The 13,780-nt window shown below is 45.3% G+C and carries 11 protein-coding genes; 6 read left to right on the top strand and 5 right to left on the bottom strand.

Annotated features, from left to right (window positions below; genetic code table 11):
- The first annotated feature begins 5 nt into the window (after window positions 1-5).
- The 3 genes from ACNQO6_RS16865 (at window position 6) to thrC (ending at window position 3,499) form a co-directional block, all read left to right on the top strand.
- Complete coding sequence (locus ACNQO6_RS16865) at window positions 6-821, top strand: DsbC family protein (RefSeq protein WP_005281034.1); 816 nt, start codon at window positions 6-8, stop codon at window positions 819-821.
- A gap of 129 nt (window positions 822-950) precedes the next feature.
- Window positions 951-2,252 carry a homoserine dehydrogenase gene (locus tag ACNQO6_RS16860; protein ID WP_004773963.1) on the top strand — a complete coding sequence of 434 codons (1,302 nt, stop codon included), beginning with the start codon at window positions 951-953 and terminating at the stop codon, window positions 2,250-2,252.
- 107 nt (window positions 2,253-2,359) lie between these two features.
- Window positions 2,360-3,499 (top strand): threonine synthase, encoded by a 1,140-nt coding sequence (gene thrC, locus ACNQO6_RS16855; RefSeq protein WP_343579712.1) that lies wholly within the window; start codon window positions 2,360-2,362, stop codon window positions 3,497-3,499.
- Window positions 3,500-3,624: 125 nt separating this feature from the next.
- Here thrC and pbpG read toward each other — a convergent pair whose 3' ends face one another.
- Window positions 3,625-4,689: a D-alanyl-D-alanine endopeptidase PBP7/8 gene (gene pbpG / locus ACNQO6_RS16850; RefSeq protein ID WP_126687697.1), complete on the bottom strand. Its 1,065-nt coding sequence runs from the start codon at window positions 4,687-4,689 to the stop codon at window positions 3,625-3,627.
- A gap of 210 nt (window positions 4,690-4,899) precedes the next feature.
- Here pbpG and gacA point away from each other — a divergent pair, with 210 nt between their 5' ends.
- The 3 genes from gacA to ACNQO6_RS16835 are packed head-to-tail and all read left to right on the top strand — an operon-like array spanning window position 4,900 to window position 8,585.
- Window positions 4,900-5,535 carry a response regulator transcription factor GacA gene (gene gacA / locus ACNQO6_RS16845; protein ID WP_004773961.1) on the top strand — a complete coding sequence of 212 codons (636 nt, stop codon included), beginning with the start codon at window positions 4,900-4,902 and terminating at the stop codon, window positions 5,533-5,535.
- A 26-nt stretch (window positions 5,536-5,561) separates the two neighbouring features.
- Window positions 5,562-7,130: a sensor histidine kinase gene (locus tag ACNQO6_RS16840; RefSeq protein WP_440209724.1), complete on the top strand. Its 1,569-nt coding sequence runs from the start codon at window positions 5,562-5,564 to the stop codon at window positions 7,128-7,130.
- A gap of 18 nt (window positions 7,131-7,148) precedes the next feature.
- Window positions 7,149-8,585, top strand: a complete 1,437-nt coding sequence (locus ACNQO6_RS16835; protein ID WP_440209723.1) for a sigma-54-dependent transcriptional regulator — start codon at window positions 7,149-7,151, stop codon at window positions 8,583-8,585.
- Between the two features lie 40 nt (window positions 8,586-8,625).
- Here ACNQO6_RS16835 and ACNQO6_RS16830 read toward each other — a convergent pair whose 3' ends face one another.
- The 4 genes from ACNQO6_RS16830 to lptF all read right to left on the bottom strand — a co-directional run bounded on the left by ACNQO6_RS16830 (window position 8,626) and on the right by lptF (window position 13,646).
- Entirely contained in the window at window positions 8,626-9,798 is a 1,173-nt protein-coding gene (locus ACNQO6_RS16830) for a S41 family peptidase (protein WP_343579709.1), read from the bottom strand.
- 9 nt (window positions 9,799-9,807) lie between these two features.
- Window positions 9,808-11,352 (bottom strand): 2,3-bisphosphoglycerate-independent phosphoglycerate mutase, encoded by a 1,545-nt coding sequence (gene gpmI, locus ACNQO6_RS16825; RefSeq protein ID WP_343579708.1) that lies wholly within the window; start codon window positions 11,350-11,352, stop codon window positions 9,808-9,810.
- Between the two features lie 123 nt (window positions 11,353-11,475).
- A complete protein-coding gene (gene lptG / locus ACNQO6_RS16820) occupies window positions 11,476-12,546 on the bottom strand; it encodes an LPS export ABC transporter permease LptG (RefSeq protein ID WP_343579707.1) in 1,071 nt (356 codons plus the stop codon).
- Entirely contained in the window at window positions 12,546-13,646 is a 1,101-nt protein-coding gene (gene lptF, locus ACNQO6_RS16815) for an LPS export ABC transporter permease LptF (RefSeq protein ID WP_343579706.1), read from the bottom strand. The genes lptG and lptF overlap by 1 nt, the downstream gene beginning before the upstream one ends.
- Window positions 13,647-13,780: the final 134 nt, after the last annotated feature.

Genomic DNA, 13,780 nt, shown 5'->3' with positions numbered 1-13,780 from the left:
TCTATATGTTGTTTACTCGGTCTCAGCTTGTAATTGCTTGTACATTAGCATCAACATTATTCGTCAGTGCTTGCTCAAAAGAAAATTCAGCACAAAAACAAGATGCACTCACGGCAAGTGCACCTGCGACAGGTGAAGCTTCAACCTTAAATGAACGCAATGCACAGCAGCGTTTAGTCTCTACATTAGAAAAACATTTCAAGACAGCCAACATCAATGCCAAAATTCTTGCAGTCAAGAAAACTGAAGTACCCAACCTGTACTGGGTGAGTCTGGAAGGGATGGGTTCGGTCTATGCCACTGCTGATGGCCAATACATTATTCAGGGTGATGTGGTGCGTTTAGGTGACAAGCAACTGCATAATGTGAGCGATGCATTACAAGCAACAGAAAATAAAAAGCATTTGGCTTCCCTCAAGACTGAAGACTTGATCGTTTACCCAGCACAAGGCGGTAAAGCCAAACACGTGATTTATGTGTTCACCGATTCAAGCTGTCCGTATTGCCATAAATTGCATGAACACCTGGCCGAAATTAATGCCAAAGGTATTGAAGTGCGTTATATCGCCTGGCCTCGTGGCGAACAATTCATGCCAACCATGCAGGCTATCTGGTGTAGTAAAGACCGTAAGGCTGCATTTGAGCAGGCAACTCAAGGTCAGCCTGTGACTGCGGCAGAATGTAAGAACCCGGTTCGTGATCAATACCAACTGGGCCTGAACATGGGCGTAAATGGCACACCAGCGATTTATAACGTAGAAGGGGAATATTTAGGTGGTTACATGACCCCAGAAGAAATTGTTCAACGCTTAAACAAATAAGGTAAACATTCCTTTCAAAATAACAAAGACCCGGGCGACAGATGAAAGATGATCTTAGCCCTAGTGTCTCCGCATTTTTTTAGCTATGATCAAGCTTCATTAAAATGATTGAATATAATGGAGTGTGACGTGAAACCAGTTCGTCTGGCGATACTCGGTCTTGGTACTGTAGGTGGTGGAGCCCTTAAATTACTACAAGAAAATGCTGCGGAAATTAAACGCCGTACCGGTCGAGAAATTCAAATTACACACGTAGGCACACGCCGTCCACGTCCAGATTTACAACTCGAAGGAATTAAACAAAGCGATGACTTGATGGAGATCGTGCGTCAACCTGATGTTGATGTGGTGGTCGAAGTCATGGGCGGCATTCATCCTGCGTATGAAGTCATCATGGAAGCCATTAAACATGGCAAACAGGTGGTGACTGCCAACAAGGCATTACTGGCTGAACATGGTAATGAGCTATTTAAGGCAGCAGAAGACAATGCAGTGCAAATTGCTTATGAAGCAGCAGTTGCAGGCGGGATTCCAATCATTAAAGTCATCCGTGAAGGTCTTGCAGCCAACCATATCGAATGGCTTGCCGGAATCATCAATGGTACAGGCAACTTCATTCTGACTGAAATGCGTGAAAAAGGTCGTGCTTTTGAAGATGTGTTAAAAGAAGCGCAAGAACTTGGTTATGCTGAGGCGGATCCAACCTTTGATGTTGAAGGCATTGATGCTGCACATAAACTCACCATTTTAGCTTCATGTGCATTTGGTATCCCGTTACAGTTCAATAAGGTCTACACTGAAGGCATCAGCAAAATCACCGCTCAAGACGTGAAATATGCCGAAGAACTTGGTTTCCGTATCAAGCACTTGGGTATTGCACGCCGTGCCGACAAAGGCATTGAGCTACGTGTGCATCCAACCCTGATCCCTGCGGAAGAGTTGATTGCCAATGTCAATGGCGTGAAAAATGCCGTACTGGTACAAGCCAATGCCGTTGGCCCGACTTTATATTACGGTGCAGGTGCAGGTGCAGGTCCAACTGCCTCTGCTGTGGTTGCAGACGTGATTGATATCGTCCGTGATATTTCTTATACCGAAGATGGCGCTGGAACAATTCCTCAGCTGGCCTTTGAAGCACTCACCAATGTGCCAATCCTCAGCCGTGAAGAAATGACCACAGGTTATTACATTCGCCTCAATGCTGAAGACCAAACCGGTGTATTGGCAGATGTGACGACCATTCTGAGCCGTGCCGGTATCAGTATTGATGCCATCATGCAGCAATCGCGCTTAAAAGACCTGATTCCAATCGTGATTTTAACCGATCCGATCGTTGAATCTAAAATGGACGAAGCGCTTGCCCAAATTCAAGCATTACCTGCAATTCGTGGCGAAATCGTGAGAATTCGTTTAGAATCGCTCGATAGTTAATCAGTTTAAATCCCCTCACCCTTCTTCATTTAAGAATGGAACTGCTCTCTTTTGAAAGGGAGCTTGTTGGGCGGGATTTTTTCTCTACCTTATATTGGAACACCATCATGTCGAATGCCAATCGTTATACTGGTCTTGTAGATCGTTATCGTGACCGTTTACCTGTGTCTGCAACTACACGCGCAATTTCTTTAGGTGAAGGTAATACTCCACTGATTAAACTCGAGAACATTCCACGTATTATTGGCAAAAACGTCGAAATTTATGTGAAATACGAAGGTCTGAACCCAACCGGTTCATTTAAAGACCGTGGTATGACCATGGCAGTGACCAAAGCAGTTGAAGAAGGCTCTAAAGCGATTATCTGTGCCTCTACCGGTAATACTTCAGCAGCAGCAGCAGCCTATGCAGCGCGTGCAGGCATCAAAGCATTTGTGTTGATCCCGGAAGGCAAAATTGCCATGGGTAAAATGGCGCAGGCAATGATGTACGGCGCGATCACCATGCAAATCCGTGGTAACTTCGACGATGGTATGCGCTTGGTCAAAGAAGTGGCTGATCAGGCACCTGTAACGATTGTCAACTCGATCAACCCGTATCGTTTGCAAGGTCAAAAAACCATTGCTTATGAAATCGTGGAAGCATTGGGTCGTGCACCTGATTATCACTGCTTGCCTGTGGGTAACGCGGGGAACATCACTGCACACTGGATGGGTTATACCGAAGCTGTTGCCAACCAACCTGCAGATCAGTTCGAGCAAGTGATTTATGACGCCGCGACAGATCAGTTCACAGGTCCTAAACCAGAAGGCCTACCAACTATGGTGGGTTACCAGGCTTCTGGCGCTGCACCATTCTTACGTGGTGCCCCTGTTGAAAACCCTGAAACAGTTGCAACTGCAATCCGTATCGGTAATCCACAAAGCTGGAACCATGCTAAAGCAGTGGTACGTGACTCTAATGGCTGGTTCGATGAGCTTCAAGACAGCGAAATCCTGGAAGCGCAACGTTTACTTTCAATGTACGAAGGCGTATTTGTAGAACCTGCTTCTGCCGCTTCAATTGGTGGTGCAATCCGTGACATCAAGGCGGGTAAAATTGCTGAAGGTTCTGTGATCGTATGTACCGTGACAGGCAATGGCTTAAAAGATCCAGATACGGCAATCAAGCAATGTGCTGATGCCGTGATGTTATCTATTGATGCAACCATGGATCAAGTCAAAGACTCGATTCTTTCAAATATGTAAGCATCAAGTCTGAAATAAAAAAACCAGTTGTCTGCAACTGGTTTTTTTATGGGTTCACTTAGAATCAGTCATTTCTAGCCATAAAAAAACGCTTCCTGATGAAGCGTTTTTTACATCAACCGACATTAAACGCGTTTTGGCAAACTGCTTAACCAGGTTAATAAATTGGTTGCATCACTATTGCGTGCTTGTGAACTTGGTGCGCCCAATAACACGACCACAGCGGGACGTGAATTCACCGTCGTATGCATCACCACACAACGACCTGCTTCATTGATATAACCTGTTTTTGACAGGTTAATGTTCCAGCCACCATTACGCACTAACGCATTGGTATTGTTCGACTTGAGTACACGGTAGCCCAGGTTGAAGTCATAGGTTGGTGTGGTTGAGAATTGGCGGATAAGACCGTATTGTGAAGCGGTACTTACCAGAATGCCTAAGTCACGTGCAGAAGAGACATTATGCGGATCAAGCCCGGTTGACTCAGCATAACGTGTCGAAGTCATGCCCAATTGCCTCGCTTTGGCATTCATCGCTGCAATAAATGCAGGACGACCACCTGGATAAGTACGCGCCAATGCCGCCGCCGCTGGATTTTCAGACTTCATCAAGGCAAACAACAATGCTTCAGCGCGGTTCATCTTATCGCCAGCACGTAAGGTTGAGCTTGAGTTTTTACCGCCTGCACCTGCGAAATCAATCGACTCAAGAGTAATCTCTTCCGACATGTTTAAGCGCGCATCAGCAGTCACCACCGCAGTCATCAATTTGGTAATTGAAGCAATCGGAACCGACATGTTACTGTTTTTGCTGTACAGCACCTCACCTGTTTGTGCATCCATGACCAGCGCAGCACGTGCATTCACTGATGGCTGACTGCTATAGCCAAACGTATCGCGAATCTGTGTCGATTGCTGAGGAGCACTTGAGGATGAAATTGAAGCTGAACCACCGTTACGTAATGTTGTGGTCACAGAGGTTGAACCTTGAGGACCAATCTCTAAGGGTTCATCATCTTCCATTAACTGGCTCGCATCACTTGCTGACCAGTTTAAGGTTGCTGAACCACTCGCACGCGAAGAAGCTGGATTGTTATTCACAACCAGTTCAGCAAAACTTGTTGAACTCCACGCCAACAAGATAGACATGCTTAGAACATGCATGATAGATTTTTTAGAATTTTTCACGACACAATACTCAACTCAGGACGCTGCACATTTGCGCTTACCACCATTATGCCTTACATTTGAACAAATCGGGTAAAGCTTTTGTAGACACAATTGTGTACAACTATTCTCTAAAAACGAAGAATAGGATTGCTAATTTTGTCGTTTCATTGCAAGCTAATTTTGCTTTATGTAACAAAAAACCAGTGTTTTTGAAAAAAGGAGGTCTTCTTGATCACTGTTCTCGTTGTTGATGATCATGAACTCGTGCGCACCGGGATTTGCCGTATGCTCGAAGACCACCCCGATGTCGAGGTGATCGGACAGGCTGAATCTGGAGAAGAAGCGATTGCGCTGGTTCGCCAGAAACATCCCCAAGTGGTATTGCTAGACGTGAATATGCCTGGCATTGGTGGAGTTGAGACAACGCGACGTTTATTGCAGAGTGCACCTGAAACCAAGGTCATTGCTGTCAGCGGTCTGGCGGAAGAGCCCTACCCATCCCTTTTACTCAAAGCAGGTGCCAAAGGCTATATCACCAAAGGTGCGCCAATCTCAGAAATGGTCCGTGCGATCAATAAAGTCATGCAAGGCGGCAAGTATTTCAGTGCAGATATTGCCGAGCAACTGGCCAGCTCTTACCTTTCTGACACTCAGCAGTCTCCTTTTGATGCTTTATCAGAACGTGAAATGCAGGTCGCGATGATGGTGGTGAACTGTATCAGTGCACAGGAAATTGCAGATAAATTATTTGTCAGCGTCAAGACCGTAAATACTTATCGCTACCGTATTTTTGAAAAACTGGCGATTGATAGTGATGTCAAGCTGACGCATCTTGCGATACGCTACGGGCTGATTAAACCTTAAAATACTTACAATAATAGTCAACGCCTATGTTAGGGAAAATTGCTTCATCGGTCTCTCAGACCGTCTATCGACTGGGCGTTTGGTATAGCGGCTATCGGCTGATTATTGCCGTTAGCCTGCTGCTGATTTATTTACTCACTGCCGAGCAACTCAGCAGTAATTATATTTATCCAAGCTTATATTTTTATACCCTGATTGCGTATATCACGCTGAATATCATTCAGCTTTTTGTGTTGCATCTGGTACCTGTGCAGGTGTCCAGACAGTTGATTGTAATTTTTCTGATTGACGTGATCTGTTTGAGTTTAATCACATTTTCAGCGGGTGGGCCGAATCTGCAACTGAGCCTGCTCTATGTCATCATTATTTTCTCCTCGGCCATTTTATTAAACTCACAGCTATCACTGATCATCACCCTGTTTGCCGTGATCATGGTGGTTTACCAGCGCTTTTTGGGTGACTTCTTTGATTCAGCCAATTTAACTCATCTCGGCAATAGTATTTTTCTGGCCTTTTTATTTTTTGTGGTGCATGCCATTGGCCGCATCGCGGTCCAACGTTTTAAGATTTTAGAAACCCTCACCTTTCATCAATCGATTGAAATCCACCAGTTGCAAAATATTAACCGTTATATTCTCGAGCAGATTGAAGACGGTTATCTGGTACTGGATGAAAGCAATCATATTGTCCTGACCAATCCGGCAGCCAACACCTTACTGGGAATTTATCTACCTGTTTCTCTTGAAAAAACGCCACTGGTCAAGTTACAACCAGACCTATTTGAACTGATCAAGTTTAGTGATTTAAAAGACGGTGAAGAGTTTAGCTTTGAATCGCAACAAAGCCCGTATACGGTTCATGTTCGGGTTAAACATTTGATTGTGCCCGAGCAGGCACTCGTTTTACTGATCTTAAAAGATGCCCAGAAACTGACCCAGCAGGTGCAACAACTCAAGCTGGCGGCATTAGGCCAACTTTCTGCCAGTATTGCCCATGAAATTCGCAATCCATTGGCCGCCATTGTTCAGGCCAATGAGTTACTTAAAGACAGTGATGCACATCAGCAAGAAATGCTGTCACGCATGATTAGCAAGCAAGCCAAACGTATTGATAGCATCGTACAAGATACTTTGGCAATGGCTCGCAACCGGCCAACCGAAGCCCAACCCATTCAGCTCACCCCGTTCTTTGACAGTTTATTGAATGAAGATCTGGCGGATGCCAAACAGATGATCCGGTTAAAACAACCCGAACAGACGACGATCGTATTTGATGAAAAACAATTACGTCAGGTCCTGATTAATCTGATCCGGAATGCCTTACGCCATAATGCCACCGACGCCCCCTTTATCGAAGTGGATGTTCATGAAAAAGAAGGGCGAATCTGTATCGATGTCATCGATTTTGGGATGGGTGTCTCAAAACGGGATATTTCTCAGTTATTCAAACCATTTTTTAGTACCGAAATTAAAGGAACTGGTTTAGGATTGTACTTGTCTCACACATTTTGCGAGGCGAATCATGCAAAGCTCACCTATATAGAGCGACAACAAGGAGCATGTTTCAGGATGGAATGCTCAAAATTCATAGATTAGATTAGGTTTTTCGGGGAAATGGCAACAAAACAACCACTCGTCTTGCTCGTAGACGATGAAGAGGATTTATGTCTTTTAATGCAGATGACGCTTGCGCGGATGGGCATCAAGACACATATCGCTTATCGGGTCGAACAGGCAAAAAAATTCTTCACTGAATTCCAGTACGATGCATGCTTAACAGATTTAAATCTTCCGGACGGGAATGGTTTAGACCTGGTGAAACATGTCACTCAAAACTATCCTAATACGCCGATCGCAGTGCTTACTGCCTATGGCAACATGGACATCGCCATCGCTGCCCTCAAAGCAGGTGCCTTTGACTTTGTCAGCAAACCGGTCAACCAGATGCATCTGGATCAGTTAATCCAGAAAGCATTGAACCGGCCACAGCCTGAACAGGAAGCTGCTGAAACCGCTTTAGAAAACAAGCTTCTAATTGGACGTTCAACACCGATCCAGCAACTTCGCATTGCCTTAAAGAAAATTGCACGTTCTCAAGCACCTGTGTTCATTACGGGTGAATCAGGTACGGGTAAAGAAGTCGTAGCCAATCTGGTACACCGTTTAAGTAACCGTAGCGAAGGGCCGTTTATTGCCATTAACTGCGGTGCGATTCCAACTGAATTGATGGAAAGCGAGTTATTTGGACACAAGAAAGGCAGCTTCACTGGTGCAACACAGGATAAGCAAGGCTTAATTCTTTCTGCGCACGGCGGTAGTTTATTTCTGGATGAAATTGCTGAATTGCCTTTAAATATGCAGGTCAAATTACTACGTGCGGTGCAGGAAAAGAAAATTCGTCCAGTCGGTTCAGATCAGGAGATTGATGTCGATTTTCGTGTGATTAGTGCCAGCCATCAGGATCTGGAACTGCTGGTCCAACAAGGCCGCTTCCGTCAGGACCTGTTCTTCCGTATTCATGTGATGGATCTGGTGTTGCCACCCTTGCGTGAGCGCGGTCAGGATATTCTGTTACTGGCCAATCACTTTATTCAAAAAATTAGTCAGGAATGGGAAGTATCGGTGAAGACACTGTCCTCTCGTGCAGAGCAGTTCTTGTTACAGCAATATTTCCCGGGCAATGTGCGCGAACTGCGTAATATCATTGAACGTGCCATTACACTGAGTGATGATGAAACCATTGATCTGGCTCACTTGCAAACTGCGCCGTTACGTAGCTCGATTGCAAATCCGGCCCCGGCATTTGCCAATACACCAGCAGAAGAAATCGAAACGCCTCAACATTCTGCCAGCCCAACAATGAGTTCGAAAAAACTCCCACCAGAAGGTTTAGAGCGCTATTTAGAGAATATCGAAAAAGAGATTCTACTGAATGCCTTGAATCTGACCCACTGGAACCGGACTCTGGCTGCGAAAAAGCTCGGTATGACCTTTCGCTCTTTACGCTATCGACTGAAAAAATTCGGTCTGGATACCGAAGATGATGAATAAGCTTTAATCATAAAGCCCCTTTGTTAAGGGGCTTTATTTTTTAATATCTACTTTTCAACACCAGATCAGTGACATGTTCAAGGTAGGCATCTTCTTTCATTTCAGGTGGCAAAGGCGAAATCTGGTTCGGCTGAATTCCTTGTCCTTCAATCATATTGCCATTAGGCGTGTAGTAATGTGAGACTGTCATTTGCAAGGCAGCCCCACTCGGTAACGGGAACAGTTTCTGCACCACCCCTTTACCATAACTGTTTTCCCCCACGACCCAGGCACGCTTATGTTCTTTCAGCGCCGCGGTAAACACTTCGGCTGCCGAGGCTGAACGTTTATTAATTAAAATGCCGAGTTTCAGATTCTGAAATTCAAAGGAAGGTAGGGCCTGAAATTGTTGATCACCTTCAGAACGGCTTTTCGTGGTCACAATCAGCCCCTGATTCAGGAACAAATCCGCTGACTCAACCGCAGCAGACAATAACCCTCCCGGATTATTACGTAAATCCAGAACCACGGCCTTAAGTTTGGTAGAGCTATATTCTTCGATTAAACGTTTAATTTCATTGGCAGTATCTTGCTGAAAAACCCTGATCTTCAGTACCAATACCTGATTATGCATTAAAACAGGTTCAATATCGGTTTCTACTTTCTTGTTTCTGACCAGAATGGTGGTGCTGTTATTATTCTCGGGCTGGATCTGTACGGTACTGCCAATTGAGCCATACAGCAGGCCTTGTACCTGATCCTGATTGAGATTTTTTAATTCCTGATTGTCCACTTTAATAATGGCTTGTCCATTACGTAAACCCAGCTTACTCGAGTCAGAACCCGCTTTTAAGTCCTGAATCTGCCAGGATTTAGCATGTGCATCATAATTTAAATTAAAATCGACAGAGGCCAGATCCCCTTCGGTATATTGAATCAGTTGACGATATTCTTCTGCCGAAAGATAACGGGAATAACGGTCCAGACCACTGACCAGTCCTTTGATTGATTGCTGAAAGAGCGCATCGTCCGACTTCTTATCGACATAGTTATCTTTCACAATCCCGTAAATCTGGACAAACTGTTGAATCGATTCAATCGGGACTTCAGCCGTCGGAGGTGCATCTTCGGTCCATCCCGATGAATGCGTCATCGGTGCCGCATAAATACTATACCCCCAACACATCAACAAACTTGCACATAAGGCTCGGTAAATGTTGTTGTGCTGGGTCATTGCTTCACCTTATTTTAAAGTAATTAAGTTCTTACCCTGCATTTCTGGCGGTACAGGAATGTGCATTAAATGCAGTAATGTAGGCGCCACATCAGCCAATACACCGCCTTCTGCAATGGTTGCCTGAGTTGGGCCAACATAAATAAATGGCACCAGTTCAGTGGTGTGCTGGGTATGCACCTGTCCACTTTCATAGTCTTGCATTTGCTCTACATTACCATGATCCGCAGTAATTAACATGTGTCCTTTGTTTGCCATGACCGCATCGTAAACACGACCCAAGCAGGTATCCACCGTTTCAACCGCTTTGACCGCCGCATCAAAGACACCGGTATGCCCGACCATATCGCCGTTGGCATAGTTCACCACCAACAGATCAAACTCACCTGAATTGATGGCATTGACCAACTCATCGGTCACTTCGTAAGCGCTCATTTCAGGCTTTAAATCATAGGTTGCCACATTCGGTGATGGAATCAGGATACGCTTTTCTCCAGGATATTCATCTTCACGACCACCGCTAAAGAAGAAAGTCACATGCGCATATTTCTCAGTTTCAGCAATACGCAATTGGGTTTTGCCCAAATCAGACAGGTATTCACCAATCGAGTTTTTCAGCCCTTCTGGCATATATGCAACTGGTGCATCAATGCTGGCCTGATAACGGGTCAACATCACGAATTTAGATAAATTCGGCACCACTTTACGTTCAAAACCGGCAAAATCCTTTTCCACAAACGCACGGGTAATTTCACGCGCACGATCGGCACGGAAGTTCATGAATACAATGCTGTCGCCATCTTGTACTTTGGTGACATCACCAATGCGCGTGGCTTTAACAAACTCGTCATTTTCATTGGCTGCATAGGCTTGTTCCAAACCTTCAACCGCAGAATTGGCGACACGTACAGCTTCGCCTTCTGTAATTAAACGATAAGCCTGTTCCACACGGTCCCAACGGTTGTCACGATCCATCGCGAAATAGCGACCAATCATCGACACAATACGACCCTGATTTGGATATTGTGCGAACAAGGCATCCAGTTTTTCTAATGACGGTTGTGCACTACGTGGCGGCGTATCACGACCGTCCAGAAAAGCGTGTAAATACACTTTTGCACCGCGTTTTAAGGCCAGTTCACACATGGCGACAATATGATCTTCATGCGAGTGCACACCGCCTTCCGACAACAAGCCCATCACGTGTACGGCGCCATTGGCTGCTTTAGCCTTTTCAACCGCATCCACCAGCACTTCATGCTCGAAAAAAGCACCGGTACGAATATCTTTGGTAATACGGGTGAAGTCCTGATACAACACACGACCTGCACCCAGATTCATATGCCCGACTTCAGAGTTACCCATTTGACCATCAGGCAGACCGACATCTTCACCGGAGCCAGAAATTAAACTATTCGGATGCTTGGCTTTCATTGCCGTGAGGTTGGGTGTTTTTGCTGCCAGAAAGGCATTGTCATCAACTGCTTCACGATGTCCTACGCCATCCATGATTACGAGAACGTGAGGAATTTTGCCAGCATTTGCATCCGTCATAATGGACTCTCTATTTGTCGATCATTTGTTCGGTCTATTTTACCGAAGTTTCAGGTATTTCTCTATGACCTCACCCATGGCTTTCATCAATAGCGATGATAGCGCCCATGAATGAAAAATCGATTATCTTGCACGATAGAGCAAGTAACTGCCCACCATAAAGATGAGCACTACAGGCATCAGCACAAACCATGCTGGAGAAGGTGCATAGACCAGACTCGCATAGCCGAGGAAATCTTGTAAGTAGAAGAAGCCAAGCCCCGTAAATAAGGCAATCACCAGACGAAAGCCCATCGACTGCTGTCGTAGCGGGCCAAAAATGAACGAGCAGGCAATTAACACCAGCGTAATCAAGGCAAACGGCGAGGTCACTTTTTGCCAGAACGCCAGTTCGTAGGTTTTCGGTACCTGACTATATTCATCCATATAGCGCATAAAACTAATCAACTGGCTTGGGGACAAATCTTCAGGATCCAGCGTCACCATATGCACATATTTGGGTTGTAATGCCAAACCCAATGCCTGTTGATCATGATCGGTTTTAATGGCATTCCCTTGGGCCAGCAAATCCACCTGATGTGACTGTTCCAAAGTCCATTCGCCATCTTTAACAAACTGGCCCTTTTCAGCATTCACAAAAGACTGCAAACGGTAGTCCTGATCAAAATCAATCGACTGGATATTACGTAACTGGCCTTTTGAGTTGGCATAATCAATATAAATAAAACGCTGCCCTTCACGGGTCCAGTAGCCTTTGACTTCACCCAACGCTGCCACACTACGTTGCTTCTTGATGCTTTGTGCCTGTTCATTGGTATAAGGAATCACCCATTCACTCAGCACAAAGGACAACACAATCAATAACAATGCCGAACGCATTACCCAGCCGACAATTCGCCATAAGCTAATCCCGACCGAGCGCATTACGATCAGTTCACTGTTGGAAGCCAATGCGCCCAGTCCCAGTACGGAACCAATCAAGGCTGCAACAGGAAGGATTTCATAGAGATAATGCGGCGCTCCCCACATCACATACAAGAAAGCCTGCCAGGCATTATAGTCGGGCTTGAGCGAGCCTAATTCACCTAAATAGGTAAACAGAACCTGTAGGAAAGATAACACCAGCGTCGTACCTAGCATGGCCAGGATCGTGGTTTTTGTCACATGTTTGGCGACTATTCGACGTGCTAACATCACAACCCCACTCGCTGAATACTTCTCTTAAATTTTGGTGCTAATTTTTGTTTACGCGCAAAAATTGCCGCAGCAATGGCATAAACAAGCAGGACAGCTGGATAAGCCCAGATATCGAGTTCTTCCTTACTGATTCGGGTCTTGATCGCAATCAATAATACAATCAAGCTGGCAAAGATAAAGATTGCAGGAATCAGGCGATAGTAACGCCCCTGACGCGGACTTACTTCAGACAATGCAACCGCCAGCATCAAGGCCACGATAATCACAAATGGCCCAAATACACGCCAGCCCAGCTCACTACGCACCACAGCATCGTCACGTTTTTCCCATAACTTAGACATGGATAATGCTTCCACATCACCACTTTCAAATTTTACGTCTTTGTCATTTTCTAAACGCAAACGATAAGACTGGAATTCTGCCTGCGTATAACGGGGCTGATTCGGATAAATCTCGTAACGACGCCCCTGAACCAGATCCACCACATTGGCCGTATCATTGGCGACTTCAACACGTGTCGCTTCTTTTGCCAGAATCATGACATCAGGCTTATCGGGCTGATTGCCTTTCTGATAGAAGAAAATATCTTTTAAGTTCTTACGGTCTTCTGAAAGTGAACCCGCATAAATGGTATAGGGTCCCGAAGAAATAAATTCTTTCGGACGTACCAGATCAAATCCGGTCCGCACCGCCTGGGTACTGGTCAGTTTTTCAAACTCACGTAAGCCCCACGGCCCCATCCAGACCATTAAGCAGGTCTGTACCACCAGATATACCACGGTCATGGGCAACAGTAATCGGGCCAACTGATTCCGACTGACGCCACTGCCATTTAAAACCGCCATTTCATGGTCGACATACAGACGTCCGAACACCAGCATCAAGGCAATAAAGAACCCCAGGGGTAAGATCAATGTTAAAAATTCAGGTAAGCGATAGCCGATAATGCTAAATAAGATCCCTGCATCCAAACGACCTTGAGCTGCGACGCCAAAATACTTGATCAAACGACCACCCATCATGATCATGGTCAATAAACCAATGACGACGAGAGATGTCGAAACCACCTGTTTGACGAGATAACGCCGAATAATCAAAGTAATACTTCCAAAAAGACCAATTGAAGGTAACGCTAGTTTACCCGAATGTTAAAAATATAAAACCTATCGCTTGTTGCGGATTGCAACCTCATATCTGAAAGTGTTTAATGGACTTATCTTTCTTTTTTGCT

The organism is Acinetobacter calcoaceticus, assembly GCF_051947995.1.
Lineage (GTDB): Bacteria > Pseudomonadota > Gammaproteobacteria > Pseudomonadales > Moraxellaceae > Acinetobacter.
This window is presented reverse-complemented; position numbering and strand designations above follow the sequence as displayed.

Excerpts from the sequence above, each read along its gene's own strand:
- ACNQO6_RS16865 (WP_005281034.1), top strand. The coding sequence starts at position 6 with ATGTTGTTTACTCGGTCTCAGCTTGTAATTGCTTGTACATTAGCATCA.
- thrC (WP_343579712.1), top strand. The coding sequence starts at position 2,360 with ATGTCGAATGCCAATCGTTATACTGGTCTTGTAGATCGTTATCGTGAC.
- ACNQO6_RS16840 (WP_440209724.1), top strand. The coding sequence starts at position 5,562 with ATGTTAGGGAAAATTGCTTCATCGGTCTCTCAGACCGTCTATCGACTG.
- ACNQO6_RS16835 (WP_440209723.1), top strand. The coding sequence starts at position 7,149 with ATGGCAACAAAACAACCACTCGTCTTGCTCGTAGACGATGAAGAGGAT.
- ACNQO6_RS16830 (WP_343579709.1), bottom strand. The coding sequence starts at position 9,798 with ATGACCCAGCACAACAACATTTACCGAGCCTTATGTGCAAGTTTGTTG.
- gpmI (WP_343579708.1), bottom strand. The coding sequence starts at position 11,352 with ATGACGGATGCAAATGCTGGCAAAATTCCTCACGTTCTCGTAATCATG.
- lptG (WP_343579707.1), bottom strand. The coding sequence starts at position 12,546 with ATGTTAGCACGTCGAATAGTCGCCAAACATGTGACAAAAACCACGATC.